General features: G+C 52.2%; 18 protein-coding genes. 14 read left to right on the top strand and 4 right to left on the bottom strand.

Going from position 1 to position 22051, the window contains the following annotated elements:
* Positions 1–5: 5 nt before the first annotated feature.
* The 6 genes from CYPRO_RS15285 (at position 6) to tnpC (ending at position 6724) form a co-directional block, all read left to right on the top strand.
* Positions 6–1025, top strand: a complete 1020-nt coding sequence (locus tag CYPRO_RS15285; protein ID WP_114985443.1) for an IS5 family transposase — start codon at positions 6–8, stop codon at positions 1023–1025.
* 618 nt (positions 1026–1643) lie between these two features.
* Positions 1644–2789 carry an HNH endonuclease domain-containing protein gene (locus CYPRO_RS15280; protein WP_114985442.1) on the top strand — a complete coding sequence of 382 codons (1146 nt, stop codon included), beginning with the start codon at positions 1644–1646 and terminating at the stop codon, positions 2787–2789.
* Between the two features lie 4 nt (positions 2790–2793).
* Positions 2794–3678, top strand: coding sequence for a bifunctional class I SAM-dependent methyltransferase/HIT family protein (locus tag CYPRO_RS15275; protein ID WP_114985441.1), 885 nt, complete (start codon positions 2794–2796; stop codon positions 3676–3678).
* A gap of 805 nt (positions 3679–4483) precedes the next feature.
* The gene (gene tnpA, locus CYPRO_RS15270) at positions 4484–4768 is read left to right on the top strand and encodes an IS66 family insertion sequence element accessory protein TnpA (RefSeq protein ID WP_114985440.1); all 285 of its coding nucleotides are present in this window, start codon (positions 4484–4486) and stop codon (positions 4766–4768) included.
* Positions 4769–4770: 2 nt separating this feature from the next.
* The gene (gene tnpB / locus CYPRO_RS15265) at positions 4771–5109 is read left to right on the top strand and encodes an IS66 family insertion sequence element accessory protein TnpB (RefSeq protein WP_114985439.1); all 339 of its coding nucleotides are present in this window, start codon (positions 4771–4773) and stop codon (positions 5107–5109) included.
* Positions 5110–5182: 73 nt separating this feature from the next.
* Positions 5183–6724 (top strand): IS66 family transposase, encoded by a 1542-nt coding sequence (gene tnpC, locus CYPRO_RS15260; RefSeq protein WP_114985438.1) that lies wholly within the window; start codon positions 5183–5185, stop codon positions 6722–6724.
* Here tnpC and CYPRO_RS15255 read toward each other — a convergent pair.
* On the bottom strand, positions 6708–7316 hold the full coding sequence (locus tag CYPRO_RS15255; RefSeq protein ID WP_114985437.1) for a hypothetical protein: 609 nt from the start codon (positions 7314–7316) through the stop codon (positions 6708–6710). The genes tnpC and CYPRO_RS15255 overlap by 17 nt on opposite strands.
* A gap of 248 nt (positions 7317–7564) precedes the next feature.
* Between CYPRO_RS15255 and CYPRO_RS16645 the strand changes: the two genes are divergently transcribed.
* From CYPRO_RS16645 to CYPRO_RS15240, 4 genes are all read left to right on the top strand, one after another.
* On the top strand, positions 7565–7723 hold the full coding sequence (locus tag CYPRO_RS16645; protein WP_164682855.1) for a DUF5989 family protein: 159 nt from the start codon (positions 7565–7567) through the stop codon (positions 7721–7723).
* Between the two features lie 240 nt (positions 7724–7963).
* Positions 7964–9052, top strand: coding sequence for a glutamine-hydrolyzing carbamoyl-phosphate synthase small subunit (carA, locus tag CYPRO_RS15250; RefSeq protein ID WP_114985436.1), 1089 nt, complete (start codon positions 7964–7966; stop codon positions 9050–9052).
* A 75-nt stretch (positions 9053–9127) separates the two neighbouring features.
* A complete protein-coding gene (gene carB, locus CYPRO_RS15245) occupies positions 9128–11956 on the top strand; it encodes a carbamoyl-phosphate synthase large subunit (RefSeq protein WP_114985435.1) in 2829 nt (942 codons plus the stop codon).
* Positions 11957–12110: 154 nt separating this feature from the next.
* The gene (locus CYPRO_RS15240) at positions 12111–13328 is read left to right on the top strand and encodes an esterase/lipase family protein (protein WP_114985434.1); all 1218 of its coding nucleotides are present in this window, start codon (positions 12111–12113) and stop codon (positions 13326–13328) included.
* A 214-nt stretch (positions 13329–13542) separates the two neighbouring features.
* Here CYPRO_RS15240 and CYPRO_RS15235 read toward each other — a convergent pair whose 3' ends face one another.
* Positions 13543–15138, bottom strand: coding sequence for a bifunctional GNAT family N-acetyltransferase/carbon-nitrogen hydrolase family protein (locus CYPRO_RS15235; RefSeq protein WP_114985433.1), 1596 nt, complete (start codon positions 15136–15138; stop codon positions 13543–13545).
* A gap of 460 nt (positions 15139–15598) precedes the next feature.
* Here CYPRO_RS15235 and CYPRO_RS15230 point away from each other — a divergent pair, with 460 nt between their 5' ends.
* Positions 15599–17137 (top strand): Ppx/GppA phosphatase family protein, encoded by a 1539-nt coding sequence (locus CYPRO_RS15230; RefSeq protein WP_114985432.1) that lies wholly within the window; start codon positions 15599–15601, stop codon positions 17135–17137.
* Positions 17138–17178: 41 nt separating this feature from the next.
* Here CYPRO_RS15230 and CYPRO_RS15225 read toward each other — a convergent pair whose 3' ends face one another.
* On the bottom strand, positions 17179–18369 hold the full coding sequence (locus CYPRO_RS15225; RefSeq protein WP_114985431.1) for a phosphorylase family protein: 1191 nt from the start codon (positions 18367–18369) through the stop codon (positions 17179–17181).
* Between the two features lie 357 nt (positions 18370–18726).
* Between CYPRO_RS15225 and CYPRO_RS15220 the strand changes: the two genes are divergently transcribed.
* The 3 genes from CYPRO_RS15220 (at position 18727) to CYPRO_RS15210 (ending at position 21295) form a co-directional block, all read left to right on the top strand.
* Positions 18727–19338 (top strand): NUDIX hydrolase, encoded by a 612-nt coding sequence (locus CYPRO_RS15220; protein WP_114985430.1) that lies wholly within the window; start codon positions 18727–18729, stop codon positions 19336–19338.
* Positions 19339–19459: 121 nt separating this feature from the next.
* Positions 19460–20215 (top strand): DUF6577 family protein, encoded by a 756-nt coding sequence (locus CYPRO_RS15215; RefSeq protein ID WP_114985429.1) that lies wholly within the window; start codon positions 19460–19462, stop codon positions 20213–20215.
* A gap of 3 nt (positions 20216–20218) precedes the next feature.
* Positions 20219–21295, top strand: a complete 1077-nt coding sequence (locus tag CYPRO_RS15210) for an ion transporter (protein ID WP_114985428.1) — start codon at positions 20219–20221, stop codon at positions 21293–21295.
* Between the two features lie 18 nt (positions 21296–21313).
* Here the strand turns inward: CYPRO_RS15210 and CYPRO_RS15205 are convergent, their stop codons facing one another.
* Positions 21314–22000: a hypothetical protein gene (locus tag CYPRO_RS15205; RefSeq protein ID WP_114985427.1), complete on the bottom strand. Its 687-nt coding sequence runs from the start codon at positions 21998–22000 to the stop codon at positions 21314–21316.
* Positions 22001–22051 lie beyond the last annotated feature (51 nt).

The raw sequence follows: 22051 nt of genomic DNA, 5'->3' as shown, positions 1-22051 counted from the left end.
TAGATATGAAGACAACCAATCAACTCGGATTTTCTGATGAACTGCTTGCCCGCAGGCGTAAATCATCTCAAATGGCTGCCAAGCTAATTAAAATTGACAAGCTCATTGACTGGCAACCTATTTACCAAAAACTTTCGGTTATTGATCAAACCAGTAAAACCAAAGGCGGGCGTCCCCGAAAGCCAGTCAGTTGGATGGTTAAAGCGGTGTTTCTGCAATCATTATTCAACCTAAGCAATCCCCAGTTGGAAGATCAGCTCATCGATCGCTTAAGCTTCCAACGGTTTGTAGGAATCAATCTCGACCATGATATTCCCGATTTTACTACATTTTGGAGGTTTAAGGAAGCCATCATACAGCATGGACTTGGAGATATCATTTTTGATCAGATTACAGGGCAACTTGAGCAAAGAGGCATGATGCTAAAACGTGGTACCGTTGTGGATGCAACGATCATCAACTCCGTGAACCGGCCTCTTAAAAAAGAGCGGCGCCAGGAGCTGTCCGAAAAACCCTCATCACAAATTGACACCGACGCCCATTCTACCAAAAAGGGGAAACGCTATTATTTCGGGTATAAAGGGCATATTGGCGTTGATGTAGGTACTAAACTCATCAGGAAACAGCGATTCACGCCTGCACACAGAAATGATCAAAAACCCCTTGACGAACTCATCAGTTATGATGAAATGAGCTTATGGGGTGATAAGGCCTACTATCTGGAGTCCTACAAAGAGGCGTCCCGCAAAGACGGATGGTTTTACGGTGTTCTGAATAAACCGAAGAAAGGTCAAAAGCTATCTAAAAAACAAAAAAGGAAGAATAAGCAGTACAGCAGCGTCCGGGCTCAGGTAGAGAATCCGTTTGCATGGATGAAAACGACAGCTGGTTTAGTGGCTATGCAAGCCAAAAACATAGCCAGAAATGCTTTCACTTTTGCCAATAACTGTGCCTGCTGGAATGTGACAAGGGCATTATGGATTTTGAGCAAACACAAACCTTTCGGGGGATTGGTATGTCGATGAACCATCAATTGGGGATAAATAACCCACAAATTGGACGAAATAGAGCTTATTTGAGCCTGTGTAAGAGGTCATTTCAGGAAAAATGCCCAATTCCCATTGCTCTTTGTAGATGCAATCTGGTGCAAAAACACTGATGGAAGTGAACACTACCTTTTTCAAAGCGTTCTATTAAAGGATCAGGATCAATGTATTTCACAGCAACCTCTAAAATGTATACTAGTACAGATATAATATCATCCATATAACCACCTTATTCTATTAATAAATCAATATTAGCCTATAAGAAGTGTATTTGTTTAAAAGTAGTATTTAAGTTAAATGAAATTATTTATGCTTGCAAATTAGCTTCGGTAGTATTTCAAAAAGTGTGTCTGGGGCGGACAGTTTTAAATTCCATTCAGTTTCCCAACATAGACTTTAAAAACAAATTGGGCCAATATCCGAGACAATAATGCAAATAAAAAGGATTGGTCTTGCAAAGGTTTTTAATCGACAGTGAATTAATCCGGCAGCATACCTTTCCAAGTACCCCTTTTTCTGGTAAATTATCTGATTAAAAGCCGAAATCCTTACATTCCAAAAGTGCTGGATTTCATTTAATAATATCCCCTTTCAATAATGCCCCTCCCCCCATCCCCATCCCTCCCCATCCACCTGCTTGCCGCCTGCTTTAACCGCACGACGGCGACTTATAAATTCTTCTGGCTGCTTGCGATACTTCAGGGGCTGGAGGAGGAGGGGGGTGCTTCGGGAACTGGTTCTGGTTCCGCAGTCGGTTCAGATTTTGGGGCAGAAGCAGTTGCAGGTCTCGACAACGGGGGCGGCGTGGTGCTGGGGAAGCGGGAGCTGTTTGCGCGGATGATTGCCAATGCCTGGTACACGGTCAACTATTTCCATATTTCTTTTGGGCGGCAGGACCTTATTCAGGAGGCCATCCGGGAGGTGAACCAAATTGAGACGATTACGATTGATGAGCGGCGGGAGGCGGTGGTGCAGAAGCTGCTGGCTTCGGAAAATCCCCGGACCCGCGCGCTGCTCTGGCATTTCAACCGGAATGTGCCATTCCGGTTTTTGAGTCCGTGGTTTCCCGGGCAGGGCAGGGAAGGGGATGCGCAGCTGGAGAAGCGCATTTATGCGGCATCGCAGGGGTTTGCATCGGATTGCCCGTATGCCCTGTATCCGGATTTCATCCGCATCAACCCCGCATGGCAGCCGTATCTGCTGGCCAATGCGCGCATCCTCAAGGATTTCTGCTACTGGAACCTGACCCTGTTCCTGCAGTCCAAAAATCCCAACGTGCCGGATATCGCAAACAAGCTGATTAAACCGGCGGTCCGAAACGCCCTCACCCGGCAGCGCACCCAGTTCTGGGATGTGGTGCTGGCGGAGCTCGGCTCGGTCCGCTGCATCTACACCGGCGAAAACCTCACCAAAGGCAGCTACGCGGTGGAGCATTTCATCCCTTATTCCTTTGTGTCACACGACCTGATTTGGAATCTGATTCCCGCGGACAAAACGTTCAACAGCATCAAAAGCAACAAGCTGCCGCGGCTGGAAAGGTATTTTGAGCCGTTTTTCGGCTTGCAGAAAAACGCGTACGACATCCTCCGGCGAAAGGCACCCCGGAACAAACTGCTGGAGGATTACCTGACGGTCCTGCCCAATATGGCGCAGACGCAGGAGCTGGATGAAGCCCGGTTCAGGGAGGTCATTCAGCCGCTGGTTTCCATCGCATCCAATAACGGTTTTGAATTTATGACATAAAGCCATGCAGACATCCCGTTTCAACTCCGGCCCTAATCCCAATCCGAACAGCCATCTGACCGCGAAAGAGCGCACCACACTCTCGTTTCCTGCCCGCATCCTGCTGAATGAAAACCGGCTGACCGGTGAGGTGCTGGATTTTGGCTGCGGTTTTGGCAGCGACGTGAAGCTGCTGCGCGAAAAAGGCATCCCCATTGAAGGCTACGACCGCCACTACTTTCCGGACTATCCGCAAAAAAGGTTTGATACCATCCTCTGTTTTTATGTGCTGAACGTGCTGTTGCCCGAGGAGCAGGCGGCGGTGCTGATCGAGCTGTCGCGACTTGTTAAACCCACGGGCCGCGTGTATATCGCGGTGCGGCGGGACTTGCAGTATGAGGGATTCCGGACCCACCGGCTGCATCAGCAAAAGACGTATCAGTGCAATGTGGTGCTGAAATCGAAGACGATTTTCCGGAATCAGAACTGCGAGATGTACGAATACCGGCACTTCAACCAGCTCAGCCGTCCGGAAAATCCGGACTGTCCGTTCTGCTATCCGGAGCCGGAACGGGAGCTGATCGCGGAATCGGCGACCGTGTATGCGATGTATGATAAATTCCCGGTCAGTGAAGGCCATGCGCTCGTCATCCCCAAGCGCCACACAGCGGATTACTTTGACCTGAGCTTCCGGGAGCAGTCCGCCTGCCTGTTCATGCTGAACAAAGTCAAAGAAATCGTAGCAGAACGGTACCGGCCTGACGGCTTCAATGTCGGCATCAACATTGGGGAAAAAGCCGGTCAAACGATCCCGCATGTGCACCTGCACCTGATTCCGCGCTATGCCGGGGATGTGGATGAAGCCCGCGGGGGCGTCCGCGGGGTGGTGCCGTCGAATCGGAGTTATTGACGGGTACGGCTCTGATGGCACGCGGATTTTGAGAATTGGGCGGGATTTTGGGGAGATTGGTTGTTTCTTTTTGAACAGGGTTTTTAGGATTTGAAGGATAAACAGGTGGAGTGCAGTGGAGCCCTCAATACGAGATCCTTCGACTCCGCCTCCGCTGCGCTTCGGCTCCGCTCAGGATGACAGGGTCATTTCCTAAAATCCCGGCGCGGCAAGCCGCGCCGTTTGTCGCGGGGTGGGCGTGTCATCCTGAGCGAAGCGCAGCGGAGCCGAAGGATCTCGTTGGAAGTCGGAACAGGCTCACGGAGGCTTGGGTGGTCGCAGCATCCCTCAATACGGGATCCTTCGACTCCGCCTCCGCTGCGCTCCGGCTCCGCTCAGGATGACAGGGTCATTTCCTAAAATCCCGGCGCGGCAAGCCGCGCCGTTTGTCGCGGGGTGGGCGTGTCATCCTGAGCGAAGCGCAGCGGAGCCGAAGGATCTCGTTGGAAGTCGGAACAGGCTCACGGAGGCTTGGGTGGTCGCAGCATCCCTCAATACGGGATCCTTCGACTCCGCCTCCGCTGCGCTCCGCCTCCGCTCAGGATGACAGGGTCATTTCCTAAAATCCCGGCGCGGCAAGCCGCGCCGTTTGTCGTGAGGCGGCCCTGTCATCCTGAGCGAAGCGCAGCGGAGTCGAAGGATCTCGTTGGAAGTCGGAACAGGCTCACGGAGGCTTGGGTGGTCGCAGCATCCCTCAATAGTATCCACCCGACCAACCCCATGTTTTCAGGTAATAAGTAGTAGCTTAGCTTAGATCAAAAAAGCTATGACAAAAGCACAGAAGATGTTCGAATTGGTGGATGAGTACCACAACGGTGGAAAGACTCGGAAGGAGTTTTGCACCGGTCATAATCTCAAGGAATCTACTTTTGCCTACTGGATTACGCGCAGGCGAAAAGCTGACCAGCCACAGGGGGGATTTACGGCTCTGGATATTTCTCAGCCTTCCACATGTAACGAGTCGGTAGAGCTGATTTACCCCAACGGCATCAGGGTAGTTGTTCCCGCGGGTGATCCGGCGGTGGTGACCCGGCTGATTCGCCTGTATTAATCATGTTCTCACTAAGCGGTTCGCACCGTTATTATTTGTATTGCGGTGCGTGTGATATGCGCAAGAGTTTCGACGGGCTGAGCGGACTTGTATCCCGGGAGCTGCAGCGGGAGCCGACCAATGGAGAAGTCTTTGTTTTCCTGAACCGCAGGCGCACCCATATCAAGCTGTTGCACTGGGAGCCCGGCGGGTTTGTGCTGTACTACAAACGTCTTGAAAAGGGCACCTTCACCCCGCCTCCGCAGTGCAGTACGGGCCAGCTAAGCTGGTCTGAGCTGATCCTTATGATTGAAGGAATCCAGGTGACAGTCAGTCGGAAAATGGCCCGTTATCATCGCTGAAAAAAGATGATTTTAGTGAGGGAAAACAGGCTTTTTAGTGTCTTAAAAGCCTGTTTTTACGTATATTTATGCCATGATAAATGATCTGGAACAGCTGTCAAAACCCGAGCTCATCGCCCTTGTTAAGAGCAGGGATAAAGCTGTCCAAGACAAGGATCAGATTATCGCCAAAACAGATCAGAAGCTGGCTGTCAAGGATCAGATCATTGCCGATAAAGACCAGCTCATCGCCCAGCTCCAGCGAATGCTGTTCGGGCAGAAGCGTGAACGCTTTGAGGCAGATCCCAATCAGGCGGTCTTGCCGTTTGAACCCGACGAGCAGCAGTGCCAAGCCGAAGAGGCTTCTCATCAGCACAAAATCACCTATGTGCGCAAAAAACAGTCCCGGGCCAATCACAAGGGTCGTGTACCCCTTCCGGAGCATTTACCGGTTGAAGAGGTAGAGATTTATCCTGAGGGAGATCTGTCGGCGATGGTGTGTATCGGCACTGAAGTCACCGAAGAGCTGGAGTGCAGACCCGCTCAATTTTACATCAAGCGGTACATTCGCTATAAGTACGCCTCCAAAAACGCCGAAGGGGTGGTCATTGGAGCGCTTCCCGAACGGGTCATTGATAAAGGCATCCCCGGTCCGGGTCTGCTGGCCACAATTCTGGTGGATAAGTATATGGATCATCTGCCCCTTTACCGGCAAAGGCATCGTTTCCTCAGGGAGAACATCCCGATTGCCGCCTCCACGCTGGACGGGTGGGCCGCGCAGGCAATGGATAAGCTGGAAATTCTTTACCAGCACCTGGTCAGCGATACCAAAACCCGGGGGTATTTACAGGCCGACGAGACGCCCATCAAGGTGCTGGAAAGCCGAAACAAAGGCTCCTGCCATCAGGGGTACTATTGGGTGTATCACAGCCCGATAACCCAAACCGTCTTGTTTGATTACCAGCCTACCCGCAGTGCATCGGGTCCGGCGCGGATATTGGATGATTTTACCGGATACCTGCAAACCGACGGTTATGGGGTATATACTAAAATAGGCGCCCGACCCGGAGTGAAGTATCTGGGATGCTGGGCTCATGCGCGCCGGGAATTCGAGCGGGCCCTGGATAACGACTATCCACGGGCACAGATGGCTCTGGCGTTTATTCAGGAGCTGTACCAGATTGAGCGCACTGCACGCGAACAAGCCCTGGCGGCCGGGCAGCGCAAGGAGCTGCGGCTGGATCGTGCCCTTCCCATTATTAACGAACTGGGCCGGTGGATCCATACGGAGGCTAAAAAAGTGCTGCCCAAAAGCCGCATTGGAAAGGCTCTGAGCTACAGCGCCAATCGCTGGGATGCCTTAAGCGGTTACCTGTATGACGGCACCTTGGAGATCGATAACAATCTAGTCGAAAATGCCATCCGTCCGGTGGCGCTGGGTAGAAAGAACTACCTGTTTGCCGGCTCCCACAAAGCCGCACAGCGCGCCGCCATGGTATACTCGTTCTTCGCCAGCTGCAAAATGCATCAGGTCAACCCCCAAGAATGGCTGTCCCATACGCTTCAAAACATCATGAGCACCAAATACAGCGACATCAGACAGCTATATCCGCAGAACTTTAAAAACAAGATGTAGTTGGTCGGGGGGATACCTCACGGTTGCCATAGTTACTGTTTTCCCAGAGCGTTTGAAGAACCTGCTGGATGTTGGGGTCGTCGATGAATCCATATCCCGTAGCACACGGCTCAGGCTCCTCGTCCTCTTCATCATCATCCGCCGGGCACCAGTCGGGCGGGTTTGGCAAGTCACATTCATCACATTCGGGTATACCATGAAAGCCTTCATTGTTATCATGGCCATTTCCGGGATTGTCCGGGTCTTCGGGTTCATTGAGATGATCGCAGGGGTCCTCCTCATCGCCATCAGGGGGAGTGCTACCACCGCCACCGCTATGGTCATCATCGCCATCATCGCCATCATCGCCATCATCTCCAGTACCCCCGCCGGTGTCTCCTTCACCATTGCCGGGTGGCGCAATGCTTTCCCATGTATCGCACTGCGCAGCAATAACCCTGCAGTTTACCCGGTTACAGTCTTCATCTGTATTGCAGTTAACGTGTACGAAAATCTCAACACAGTACCACCCCCCCGAGGAATTCGGCGCTTCACCCGGATCGATAATTTCATGAGCGAAGGTTGTACCGCTAAAAACAGAGAGTTGCTGCAATGCCAGTTCAAGAGCTGTATGAGTTGCCGGAATTCTCAAGCGTGCAACCTTAACTGCTGATTCGTTTTCGTTTATTGTTGAAGCTCCGGGGTTAACTTGTTGTGTAGATAAATAAACCGCGTTAGGCCCTTTTTTGCAAGCTGAAAGCCCCGACCCAATCGTCTTTTTTAAAAACTCCCCGTGCTTATCACGAATGGGGTTCTTATATTATGTGACTGTAAACTTTCCGCAACACCATTTTTTCCGCTATGAGCAAAGTTGGCATCGTTCGTGAGTTCTGGGAGTTCCTTAAGGTCAGAAAGAAGTTCTGGCTGATGCCCATCGTTTTTATTCTGCTGGCACTGGGCCTTTTGATCGTCTCCACCAGCGGAACCGCCCTCGCCCCTTTCATTTACGCCTTGTTTTAAGCTGATGATGATACCCTTCGCGAGCCCCGTTCCCGGTCCTTTGCTGAAGCGTTTTTCTTTTTTCTGTTTTTCATCCCGTGAAATCCGACCCTCTTTTTTGAGGCCGTCGGATTTTTTTTTGACCGGATGCCGTCCCTCCCGCTTGTGCGCAAACGGGAAACATACTGCCCGGTACCGCATCACCCTGCACACTTCTCTTTTCTCAAATCCTTTATTTCCAACCCTAAACCCTGATTTTGCATGAAGGCACGGATTGCACTGTCTGACGGAACTGTTCACGAAGGTCAGCTGATTGGCCACCCCGGCACCTGCGGGGGAGAGCTTTGCTTCAACACGAGCATGACCGGCTATCAGGAAATTTTCACCGACCCAAGCTATTTCGGTCAGCTGATGATGATGACCTACCCGCACATTGGCAACTACGGCGTACACCCGGATTACGACGAGGCGCCGCGCCCTATGGTCGCCGGGGTGATTGTACGGGCGTTTTCGGCGGACTACAGTAACGATCAGGCCGAGGGTGGCCTGGGCGAGTACCTGAGCCGGCATGAAATTACGGGCATCACCGGGGTTGATACGCGCGCGCTCGTGCGGCACATCCGCAACAAGGGCGTGATGAACGCGGTCATTTCCAGCGAAATTACCGATCCCGACGAGCTGGTTGACCGCGCCCGCCGCTGGGCGCCGATGGAGGGGCTCGAGCTTGCCACGCAGGCTACGCGGGCCGAGGCCCAAACGATGGCTTCCGAAACCAATAAGTTTAAGGTCGCCGTCGTAGATTACGGCGTGAAGCTCAGCATCCTCAAAAACCTGATTGCCCGCGGTTGCACCCTGCGCGTGTTCCCGGCCAAAAGCACCTTTGAGGAGATCACAGCCTGGAAGCCCGACGGCTTTTTCCTGTCCAACGGTCCCGGCGATCCCCGCGCCATCACCTATACGACCGATACCGTAGCCCGTATCATGACCGACGGACGCCCCGTGTTCGGCATTTGTCTGGGACATCAGCTCATGGCGCTGTCGCAGGGCATCGCGGTCGAAAAAATGTTTGTCGGGCACCGCGGTGCCAATCAGCCGGTCAAAAATCTGATTCACGACACGGTCGAAATCACGACGCAAAACCACGGTTTTGGGGTGCCGGAGGCTGGCGTTCCGGCCGATAAGGCGGACATCAGCCACATCAACCTGAACGACGGAACCGTCGAGGGACTGCGCTTCAGGCAGGCAAACGCCTTCAGCGTGCAGTATCACCCCGAAGCCTGTCCCGGTCCGCACGACTCCCGCTATCTGTTTGATGAGTTCATCCACCGGATGCAGGCGCACAAAGCCTGATCCGCGCAGGGTGTCGTCATCCCCCTAACAAAACCCTCTTACTGACTTTTCTACCCGTAAACTGCTGCCTTTACCATGCCACGTCGCGAAGATATTCACTCTATTCTCATCATTGGTTCCGGTCCCATCATCATCGGTCAGGCCTGCGAGTTCGACTACTCCGGCACACAGGCCTGCCGCTCGCTCAAAGAGGAGGGCTACCGGGTCGTGCTCATAAACTCCAACCCCGCCACGATCATGACCGACCCCATCATGGCGGACGCTATCTATCTGAAGCCGCTCACGGTGGATAGCATTAAGGAAATCTGTGAAAAGGAAAACATTGACGCCGTATTGCCTACCATGGGCGGACAAACCGGCCTGAACCTGGCCCGCGAGCTGTTCCATCAGGGATACTGGGAGCGCAACGGGATTGACATCATCGGGGTGGATATTGCCGCGATTGACATCACCGAAGACCGGCAGCAATTCCGCGATCTGATGGATGAAATCGGGATTGATCAGTGCCGAAGCCGTACCGCGAAATCGCTGCTCGATGCCAAGGAAATCACCGAGGAGCTGGGCGGTCTGCCTGTTGTGATTCGTCCGTCTTTTACGATGGGCGGCATGGGCGGCGGGATTGTGTGGACGGAGGAGGAATTCGAGCGAAAAATCCTGCGCGGACTCGAGCTTTCGCCGGTGCACGAGGTGCTGATTGAGGAGTCGATTTTCGGATGGAAGGAGTTCGAGCTCGAACTGCTGCGCGACGCCAATGACACGGTTGTCATTATCTGCTCCATTGAAAACATGGATCCCTGCGGTGTGCACACCGGCGACTCGGTCACCGTTGCGCCGACCCAAACCCTGCCGGATGAGCACTTTCAGCGGCTGCGGAATGCCGCTATTAAAATGATGCGATCCATTGGCACCTTCGCCGGGGGCTGTAACGTGCAGTTTGCGGTAGAGCCGGAAACCTTCCGGATCGTGGCGATTGAAATCAACCCCCGCGTGAGCCGCTCTTCAGCCCTGGCATCCAAGGCGACCGGCTACCCGATTGCCAAAATTGCGAGCAAGCTGGCTGTCGGCTATCGACTGGATGAACTCAAAAATCAGATCACCGGCACGACTTCCGCCTGTTTCGAGCCTACGCTCGATTACGTGGTCGTGAAAGTGCCGCGCTTCAACTTCGACAAATTCCCCGGCTGCGATGAGGAGCTTTCCACGCAAATGAAGGCCGTGGGCGAGGTGATGGCGATCGGGCGGACCTTCCCCGAGGCGCTGAACAAAGCCTGGCAGGGCATGGAAACCGGTCACGCCGGACTGGGCGCGGACGGCTACGAGAGCTTCACCCGGAAAAGCGTGCGTGACCGGCTGCTCAAGCCCTACTGGGACCGCAGCCTGCAAATCCGGAATGCTTTCAAGCTCGGCACAAGCGTGGATGAAATCCACGACATCACGCATGTTGATCCCTGGTTTTTGCAGCAGATCCGCTATATGGTCAGCCTCGAAAACCGCACCGAAGGGCAGAGCCTGACGGAGATCAGCCGGGAGGATTTTCTCGAGCTGAAACAGGCCGGTTTCTCGGACAAACAAATTGCCTGGCTGCTGAGTCAGAGCGGGGAAGCGGTGCATGAAAACGAGGTCCGCGCCCGCCGGCTGGCGCTCGGCCTGAAGCCGGTCTTCCGCGTCGTAGATACCTGCGGGGGCGAGTTCGCTGCCGAAACGCCTTATTATTACGCGACCTACGAGCAGGAAAACGAGAGCATCGTAAGCGACCGGCCCAAAGTGCTGATTTTGGGAAGCGGTCCGAACCGCATTGGTCAGGGCATCGAGTTCGACTACTCCTGCGTGCATGCCGTGATCGCGGCCAAAGATCTGGGTTACGAAACCATCATAATCAACTGCAACCCCGAAACGGTTTCGACCGATTTTGATGTGGCCGATAAACTCTATTTCGAGCCGGTTTTCTGGGAGCGGGTGCTTGACATCTGGGAGCACGAAAAGCCCGAGGGCGTCATTTTGCAGGTCGGCGGACAAACCGCACTCAAACTCGCGCGGCGCTTTCATGAGGGCGGCTACCGGATTTTCGGCACACCCTTCGAGATGATGGACCTTGCGGAAGACCGCGGCAAATTCACCGAAGTGCTCACCAAACTCGAAATCCCTTTCCCGAATTTTGGTATGGCCACCAACTTTGGAGAAGCCAAAGTTGTGGCGAAGCGGGTCGGCTATCCCGTGCTGATTCGCCCGAGCTATGTGCTTGGGGGGCAGGGCATGCGGATTGCGATTAAGGAAGATGAGCTGGAAGAGTACGTCGGCGCCATCCTCAAAACCCATCCCGAAAACGCCTTTCTGATTGATCATTATCTCGAAAATGCCATCGAGGTGGATTTCGACTCCGTCTATGACGGCGAGCAGCTTCATGAGGCGGGCATCATGCAGCACATCGAGCCGGCCGGGGTGCACTCCGGCGATTCGACCGCGGTGCTGCCGCCGTATTCCCTGAGTGAATCGGTGATCAACACCATGCGTGACTATCAGCTGCGGTTGGCCAAAGAGCTGCAGGTGCGCGGTTTCATCAACGTGCAGTATGCTATAAAAGGGGAGGATGTGTTCGTGCTCGAATCCAATCCCCGGGCAACCCGCACCATCCCGTTCATTGCCAAAGCTACGAACCGCCCTGATGCCCAAATTGGGGTAAAAGTGATGTTAGGCCGAAAACTCAGCGAATTCGACCTCACGAGCCATTTGAAGCATTACGCCATCAAAGAGCCGGTTTTCCCCTTCGACAAATTTCCGGAGGTAAAAAAAGAGCTGGGTCCGGAGATGAAATCCACTGGCGAAACCATCTACTTTCTGGAAAACTTCAACGACGAGCATTTCCGCAAGCCGTTTGAGTTCAAGAATTTATACCTGAGCCGGTAAACAGCGCTTCGGCAGGGGCAGCACAACAACTGTCCCTGCCGGGACGGATTTCCTGTATCAGTCAGATCTTTCCCGTGTATGGGGAGAACCAATAGGATTGTGCATATTATGGGGCATTGACCGGAACTTCATCACCAATTGCGTTAGCCCCATCATGACCCAAAAACCCAATAGATTCAGACAGTTGCAAGGGGGCGTCCGGCTTGTAAAAACGGGCATAGTCGGGGTCGTTGATTTGGTTGAGGCCATGCACAACCGTATTGTACATGCGCCCTACCTGCCTTCGGGTCCGGTTCAGCACATCATCACTGCCATTGCGGCCATCACCTATCAGAACATTCGGTGGAGTACGCGTCTCATTGGCGGCGGCGCTGACCTTGCGCTGGAAAGGCTCAGCCGCGATGCAGGTCCCGTTCAAAAGGGAACAAAAGCCGACGCCCTGCAGGCTGTGCTGAACGGCGTGATTGGCGACTATTTGCACGAAACCGGGAATTCGCTGGAGATTCAGATGGGCTTTCGCTTCAATAATGAAAGCCTGAAACTGAACCGGGATGAACTGATGGCGCGCATTCCCAACTGCACGGGAAAAATTTTGCTGATGGTGCACGGATCCTGCATGAACGACCGGCAATGGACCCGCAAGGGCCGCAACCATGGCGAAGCGCTTGCGCGGCAATCCGGAAGCACGGAAGTGTATCTGCGCTACAACAGCGGGCTTCATATTTCACAAAACGGCCGGAAACTCAGTGAACTGCTCGAAGAACTTGTGCAGCACTGGCCGGTAGAAGTGCGGGAACTGACCATCCTTACCCATAGCATGGGCGGGCTCATTACCCGGAGTGCATACCATTATGGCAGTGAGCTGGGGGAAAGCTGGACGAGCCGCGTTCAAAAAATCTTTTTTCTTGGCAGTCCGCACCACGGCGCGCCGCTCGAGCGCCTGGGCAATCAGGCGGATGTGCTGCTGGCTTCGTTTGCGCTATCGAGGCCGCTGGCCCGCCTGGGGAAAATCAGAAGTGCCGGAATCACGGATTTGCGGTACGGCAACCTGACCGATGAAGATTGGCAGGAAAAAGACCGCTTCGCCAGGGCAGCCGACCAAAGGCAGCACATCCCGCTGCCTGCCAATGTACGCTGTTTCACCGTGGCAGCCATGATAGGTAAAGCGGTACGGGGACCGGCGCTGAAGCTGAGCAAGCTGACGGGCGACGGGCTCGTGGGTCTGGACAGTGCCCTTGGTGTACACAAGGATCCGGAACGCAGTCTGCATTTTGCACCGCAGCATACGCGAATGGTGTATCAGTGCGGACACCTTGATCTGCTCAGCGATGAACGGGTGGGCCGGATTTTAGAAGAATGGATGGCGTCCTGACCCGGAAGAAAACGAAACCGGACGTCAGAAACTCCGGATTCGTTTTCAGCTTCAACGCCGCCAGCGGGGAAATTTCGCTGCGCGGGAATCGCTTCGCTCGGTGCGCAGTCTTTACCTGCACTCAAATTTGGACTACTGATGTTTTTAACTAAACCAAATTTAAACAAGTATTTAGAAAATAAATTCTTTTTAATTGTGAATAATGCGGGTTAGGTTACTCGAGATCTTCCGGCTCAGTCAGGCTTTCTTCTTCCATCTCGAGAATCACTTCATCATCGCTGATGTGGTTGAATTTGATTTCGTAGAGGTCGCGGCGGCGGTCTTTGAGGGGCGTCACGGTGCCGTTGTAGCGGGTGCGGCGGAGGACTTCGAGATCGACATCGGCAATTACGACCATCTCGGTGTTTTCTTCGGAGATCGCCACGATACCGTCGCGCGAAAAGGAGAAGTCGGACGGGGTGAAGATGGCCGACTGCGCATACTGAATGTCCATGTTAGGCACGGAGGGAATGTTGCCCACAGTGCCGGCTATGGCCACATAAATCTGATTTTCAATGGCCCGGGCCTGCGAAGTGATGCGCACACGGGTGAAGCCGTGCCGCTCGTCGGTGCAGTAGGGGACAAACAGAATTTGCGCGCCGTTATCCACAGCATAGCGGGCAAGCTCGGGAAATTCCACATCATAACAGATGTTGATGGCTACGCGGCCGCGGTCGGTGTCGAAGACTTTGGGCTCGGACCCCGGCTGTACGCCCCACCATTGCCGCTCGGAGGGCGTCACGTGGATTTTGTACTGTGAATCAATTTTTCCGTCCCGGTGGAAGAGGTAGGAAACGTTGTAAACCCGGTCGTTTTCCAGGGTAAAATGCGAGCCGCCGATGATGTTTACATTGTAGCGGATGGCCATTTCGTTAAAGAGCTCGACGTACTGATCCGTAAATTTGGATAGCTCACGGGCTGCAGCACCGGGTCGCTTTTCTCCCACGAAGCTCAGAAGCTGTGTGGTCAGCAATTCGGGGAAAAGCACGAAATCGGCTTTGTACTCGGAGGCTACGTCCACGAAATACTCGATCTGCTGCGCGAAATCGTCGAAGCTGGCAATTTTGCGCATTTTGTACTGTACGCAGCAAATGCGGGTGGGCGAAGACGAAATTTTTTGCTTCGGCGCGGTGTGCTCGTAATCGAGGTTCACCCACTCCATCAGGGTAGCATAGTGTGCGGATTCGTGGTCGTCGGGCAGGTAGTTTTTGATGATACGCTTAACCGTGAAGCCGTTTTTGAGCTGAAAGGTGAGCACGGGGTCTTCGAGCTGTTTATCCATCACCGCGTTTACATACTCGGAAACCCGCATATCATCCTGATGCTTGTGGTAGTTGGGCAGGCGTCCGCCCACTAAGATGCGCTTGAGGTTAAGTTTGATGCACAGTTCCTTGCGCGCTTCGTAGAGCCTGCGCCCGATTTTCATGCCCCGGTGCGCGGGATCAACCATCACTTCGATGCCGTACAGGGTGTCGCCTTCTTCATCATGGTTGCGGATAAAGCCGTCGTCGGCAATTTCGCTCCAGGTGTGGTTGACCGAATATTCATCGAGGTCGAGCACGAGTGAGCTCGCGGAGCCAACAAGCTCATCATTCAGAAAAACGCCGAGCTGTCCTTCCTGAAACTGATACAGCTGACTCTCAAACTCAGCTCTGGAAGTCGGATCCATATCCTTAAAACACCGGCGCTGCAGTTTGAGGAGGGATTCATAGTCTGCAATGGTGAGCGGACGGACTTCAATATTGTCGAAATTATCTGGATTGAGTTTCATAGCGGGAAGTAGAAGAAATAAAGGAGGGAACAGAACCGCAGGCTGCCAGCGGGCAGGCGGGTTTTATAAATTGGCGTGATTAGGGAAAGGGATGAATAGCTAAATAAAACTGAAACAAATACTTAGCTAACGCAGAAAGTCGGAATCAGGCGGAAAAATGTGCTGCACCTAATATAACAGCTGCGCTGACGCTTTAAAAACAGCCTGATGAAGCAAGATGCAGTTCAACAGCATGCGCTACCTGGCGCGAAATAGTTACGATAAGATGAAAAATGCGGGATAAGCCCAATGCTATCAGCTTCGCCTTGTAAGCAATAAAATTTGCGGATGCATAATGCGGGTTCGGATACTCGCAAAGAATTAATACATTGAGCCATGAACATTTCTGCGGACAGGCGCACGCGCTTTTGTGCAGGGATGGTATTTGTTTTCCTAAAATTTTAAGTCCTAAATACGCTCAATGCCTACCAAAAGAATAGCTGCAATCGATCTTGGTACCAATTCATTTCACGCGGTAATTGTTGATATACAGTCAGACGGACGCTATACGCCTATTGACTCGCTCAAAGAAATGATCCGGTTAGGCCGGAACGGGGTCGGTAAAAAAATGACCAAAGAGGACATGGCGCTTGGCCTGGAAGCCCTGCGCAAGATTAAAACGCTGTGCGATCACCGAAATGTGGAGCGCATTATGGCATACGCGACATCCGCTATCCGTGAAGCACCCAACGGCGGTGATTTTGTGCAGCTGGTGATTGATGAGCTGGGGATTAAAATTCACCCTATTCCCGGCTATAAAGAAGCGGAGCTGATTGGCCTTGCGGTACAGCACGGGATGACATTGGGCGAAAAGACGTCCCTGGTGATGGATATTGGCGGGGGAAGTACGGAGTTTGTGATTCTGAATCAGCAAGAGATCCGGTACATGGTCAGCCGCAAAATTGGGGTTAGCCGGATGACTTCTGACTTTGTGAAGTCCGATCCGGTGAAGAAGAAAGAAATTTCGGACATGGAAAAGCATTACCGCAAAGAGCTGAGCATGCTTACCGGGCCGGTTGAGTCGAATAAACCGCAGCTGCTGATTGGCTCATCGGGCACCATGCAGAATATCGCGGCAATGATTGCGGCGCGTCAGAACCTGGATGTCAGTCTCACCCTGAATGAGTTTGAATACAGCAAAAGCGAGTTTGAGGCCTTCTACAGCTGGTTCATGACGCTTGACCGTAAACAGCGGCTCAAGGTTACAGGCCTTGATGAAAAGCGGGTTGACTTCATTCTGCCCGGTCTGGTACTGGTGAAGTTTGTGCTTGAAAAATTTGGGATAAGCCGCGTGAAAACATCTATTCAGGCCATGCGCGAGGGCATTATCATCGACTTCATCCGCCATGAAATGAAGGCGCTGAAAATGCTCGATAAATATCCGGAGCCACGCCGGCGTTCGGTACACGAGCTGCTCAAAAAATACAGATGGGCAAAAAAGCACTCGCAGCACGTGGCCAATCTGGCGCTCAAGCTGTTTGATGACCTGCAGACCTGGCACAAGCTGCCGTACCGCGATCGCGAGCTGCTCGAATATGCCGCGCTTATGCATGATATCGGCTATTATATCTCGAGCCGGAAACATCACAAACACACCCTGTATATTGTGCTAAATTCAAACCTGAAGGGCTTCACACAGGATGAAATTGAGGTGATGGCGCACGTGGCCCGCTATCACAGGCGTTCGGTGCCCAAGCAATCGCATGAGCTGTATGCGGCGCTGAAGCCGGCGCAGCGGCAAAAGATTAAGGCACTTGCCGGATTTTTAAGAGTGGCTGACGGACTTGACCGGAGCCATTATCAGAATGTGATCACCTTTGAAACGGAAGTAAAAGAGGTTGTCAGCCTGTTGCTGACAACCATTGCTGATCCGCAGCTCGAGGTATGGGGGGCGGGCCGCAAAAGTGAGCTGCTCGCCGAGCTGATGGGCCGGCCCATCGAAATCAGGGCGAAACGCTAAGTCCCGCCCTGATTTTCCGGAAAAACGCTGTGCGGGCCTAATCAGCCTTCGGTTGCCGGGCCGCCCATGAGGGGTTCGTTGGTCGCCCTGATACTCGCGTTAGGCAGTCCCTGCGGATTTTGCTTTTTACTTAGCTCAATGGTTTCAATCACTATTTCCAGGTGCTTCTCTTTGGAGTTCTGATAAAAACTTTGGGCGGCTCCGCTGAGCTTGGGCTTGCCGTGCAGCGGCTTATCGCTCACACACAGGAGCGTAGCATTCGGTATCCGGTAGCGGAATCCGTTGGTTGCAACGGTTGCCGATTCCATGTCAATGGCGATGCTGCGGCTGATGTGAATGGAGCTGACGGTGCGCTTCATCGAAAATTCCCAGTTCCGGTTGCCGGTAGTGAATACGGTGCCAATGCGGTATTCCATGCCGTATTTCTCAAGCGCCTGCTGCAGGAACAGGTTCAGGGCGTAATTCGGGATGATGGGCACGCTGAGCGGGATGTCGTCATCGAGTACGTTATCGTCACGCATGTAGCCGGATGCCAGTACGAAGTCGCCGATCTCCTGATGGTTTCGGAGTCCGCCGCAATGCCCGACCATGATCATGGCGTCCGGACGAAGCACCGCAATGTGGTCGGTGCAGGTTTTGGCATTGGAAGGGCCAACACCTATGTTCACCAGGCTAATGCCTAAATTTTCGTCAAGTTTATGGTGATATGCCGGCATTTGAACGCCATCCCGCGAAGGTACGACACAGTCCGGATATTTTTGTTTGAAGACTTCGACGTGCATATCGTAGTTGGTGAACAGAATGTAGCGCTGAAAGTCTTCGGCTTTGGTTCCGGTGTAGTGCTCAAGCCGGTCAAGGCTGAGGTCAATGCGTTCAGGCCGGAACAGAAAGAGTTTTTTCAGGGTGAAGTCCATATCGTCTTCATCAAGGTAGGTGAGAAGACTGGGATCATTCAGCGGGATGAGCTTGCGCGAGTAGTCCACTTTTACGGTAGCGCCCATGCTGATGAGTTTTTTCAGCTCGCGGTTCAGGTACCAGCGGTACACTCTGGGTTTGGCAAATTCACCCGTGATTTCGGGATTGTGCTCAGACCAGTCCCGGATGATACTCAGTTTCGGGTAGTAGCCTTCTTCATAGGCGCGCTCCATAAAGTCACAGGTCGCTTTTACCGCGTCGCGTATTTCTTCCGGTGTGCTGTTGTCCTTTTTTTTGTACTCAAATGTTTTGTTCATGCAGTTTTCCCTTAAGTCAGTTAAATCAAATTAGCCCGCATTATTCACGATTAAACAGAATTTTTTTTCTAAGTATTAGTTTAAATTTGTTTGAGCGAAAAAAAGCGGTAGCCCAAATTTGAGTGTGGTGTAAAGACGGCGAAATTTCCCCGCTGGCTACGTTGAAGCTGAAAACTCATGCTCAGGGTATTTAGGTACCCTTCCGCTGAGTTTTCAGCTTCGCCTTGCCAGCAAGAAAATTTCTTGGTGAATAATGCGGGTTAGTAAGCCGGTTGGCATTTCTTTTTAAATTTGGATGAAAGATAGCGTAGTTTGCTGCCGCCTTCAATTTATAATCGATTAAATCCGCAACCGTATATGTCTGATTCAAAACCAACCCGGGATACAGCCGGCTCCGGCTCGGGTGTCATGCAAAGTCAGATCCGCAAATGGAAGCTGCAGCATGCGCACCCGCTTCAGGTTACCCGCGTGTTTACGCTCATGGAGAACCGCATGTCCATGCCCGACGGAACCGATGCCGGCAACTTCTACACCCTGAATGCTCCTGATTGGGTCATTATGCTCGCATTTGACACCAATGGCCGGCTGATTACCGTAGATCAGTACCGGCACGGAGTTGATACGACTTCCCTTGAAGTACCCGGCGGTGTAATTGATGGTAATGATACGCCTTTGGAAACAGCAAAGCGGGAGCTGCAGGAAGAGACCGGCTATGTCTCCGACGAATGGATATCCCTGGGAAATGTTTCGGCAAACCCGGCGCTGTTCAATAACTACTGTCACTTCTATCTGGCCCGGAACTGCCGGCTCGTGTCCGGCCAAAACCTGGATGAGCATGAAGATATTTCCGTTCACCTGCTCACACTTACCGAATACGAGGAGATGATTACAGCCGGGCGCGTACATCATGCGCTGGCCGTTGCCGCCCTTGCCCGCTACTATATCTGGCGCAGCAAAGAAAAGGGGTGAATGGGATGAAGAATACTGAGACATTAAATTATCGGCATTTTATTGCACCTTAGCGTTAGTTTTGCTTTATTGGAAGGCGAGACCATGAACATGTTTTACAGACTTCAACGCTTTTCATCTTATGGCAGCAAACCTGAACGACGAGCTGATACAATCCGCCTTTGCAGGACAGGCTTCCTTTACGGCTGATGCGCTGCACGCTTTTTTTGTAGCGCAGGGAGAGACGGATCTGAACAGGAACACGCTTATCTCCCGGATCTACCTGCTGAAAAAACGCGGCGTACTGTCAAGCTGCGGACGCGGTTTGTACACCGTAGGCGGTCGACCGGCCCTGCAACGGCTGGTTCATAGCGATGAAGGGGCATTGGTTGATTTGGTTGCCGAAAAATTACCACATATCCGTTTTGCCGTTTGGGCGTATAGCGATCTGGCTGATTTGGTACAGACAGAAACGACTCAAAACTATCTGTTTGCGGAGACCGACAAGGAAGCCTGTGAATCCGTTTTTGAAGTCCTGCGAACGGTTCGTAAAGATGTGTTTCTTGATCCGGATGAGCTTGTACTGAGCCGGTACGCAAGCATGCACGAGAAACCGGCCATCATCAAGCCGCTTATTTCCGAAGCGCCGCTCGAAGTCGTGCAGGGCCGAACACTGCCTTCACTCGAAAAACTTTGCATTGATCCCTTGTCGGAGCCGCAGTTTTTTCCGGAGATCAGGGGGCAGGTGTACCGGCAACTGCTCAAAACTTTTTTCGGGGAAAATGTCATCAACCGAAACACCCTGCGACGTTATGCTGCACGCCGGGGGATGCTGACCCGCCTTGAAGAGCTGCTGCACAGTCTCAACCTGTCTTTGAAAATTCCGGGCGGAGCATAAATTATGGGGATGGGGAAGAACAACACCGGAAAAAGCAAGGAAACACCCCGAAAGGTCGGATATCTGGCCGGGGACTTCATCATGCTTTTTCTGCTGCTCGTAAACCTTGCGATGATCAGCTTCGACTGGCTGTTTCAAAGTCGGCGGTTTCAGGGCTGGATTGAGTGGCTTTCTCCAGCCTTTTTTGAGTTCTATGCGACGAACATACACGTCGATTTCATTCTGTACGATCTCATCTTCATCAGCATTTTCCTTACTGAATTCTTTGTAAGGTGGATTTACTCAATCAGGGAGCGGGAGTTTTCAAAATGGTACTACTACCCCTTCGTGTACTGGTACGATCTCATAGGCTGTATTCCGATTGGCGGTTTCCGCTTCCTGCGGTTGCTCCGCATAGTCACCATTATGGTACGCCTGCAGCGAATCGGCTATATCGACATGCGCAAATTTGCGCTGTTCCGCTTCGGGATGCGGTATTTGAACTTCTTAGTGCAGGAGCTGACCGACCGGGTTGTGCTCAACATTTTGTCCAATGTCAGGAGTGAGCTGCGGGAGGGTACGCCGGTTATCGATCGTATTGTGGATGATGTGCTGCGTCCGCGACAGGTCGTGCTGGTCAACTGGATTTCCATGCGGCTGCAGCTTGCCGCTTCCAAAGGCTATGCGTTGCATGAAGACGATATACGCGCCTATGTGAATGAGCGCATAGATGAAGCGGTCGAGAAAAACCGCGAAATCCAAAACCTGGAGGCCATTCCGTTTGTGGGTCGCGTTGCGGCTTCGCAAATTGAAGGGGCAATCCGCGATATTGTGTTCAGCGTTGTGCACGGCATTATCCGGGATCTTGGTTCATCCCGAAACAAGGCTCTTGTGGAAGATTTGTCAGAACTGCTGCTGGATGAAGACACCGAAAACGGATCGGATCAGGTGCGCATGCTCAACATTCAGGTAGCCGAAATGCTTTCCGAAAGCATGGGGATTGTGATGGATCGCGTAAAAGAGCGCCGCTGGAATCCGCGGGAGCTGGAGGAAAATGAAGCCCGCCTGCAGCAAAAACTGGAGGAAGAAGCGGGAGGGTAGTTGGTGCGATGGATGCCGCTAAATACTCATTAGGTAGTCCACTTTTTTGGTCAATTTGTCGATACTTTCAAAAAAAGGTAGTAAATCAGGCTCGATCCATTCGATTAACCGGAGCATATCAAGTCTGATGCTCAATATGAGCGAACAATCTATTTTGTTTTTCTTGAAGCAAAGGGGGTCACAATGGTTAACCCGGTTTCGGAGTGTTTTAATGGCAGACAATTTTGAGTAAAGGCGTGATCTGTTTTCTGAAACCGGCTTGTAATCAAAAATTTTGATAGGTTGACCGTCAATTAATCGGTAATGGTGCGATAAAAACAAAGCAACCCAAAATCCTAACGATTGTTCTGAAACTATTTTTCCACATGTTATAGATATTCTCTTTCGTCTCAGTAATAATTCAGTTTTTTCTATTGTGCGCCTGAGGAAAAAGTCTGATTCCCTAAGGCTTGGATTTTTCATAAACCCGTCTTTCTCATGAATAATCCAATCTGGGTTATCAAAATAATTACTGAGCTGCATGTTTAGGCTGTTTCTAAGCACAACTTCAAATTGGGTAATTAATGGATGCGCAGCCTGAGCGAGTTCAATATTCGCTATGTAAAGTTTTGCAGCTCTCGTTTTGTTATAATCTGCAGCCTTGAGGTATCTTTCAAAACGCGGTGCGGAGATATAATTCTCAATCAGCTTATTCTGTATAAACATTGCTTAATATCAAAACTTTTGCTAATATTAGACATACAGACTTGGTAAAGC

The organism is Cyclonatronum proteinivorum (genome assembly GCF_003353065.1).
Taxonomy (GTDB): Bacteria; Bacteroidota; Rhodothermia; order Balneolales; family Cyclonatronaceae; genus Cyclonatronum; species Cyclonatronum proteinivorum.
Note: the sequence above shows the minus strand (reverse complement) of the source record. Positions and strands in the feature narration are given on the sequence as shown.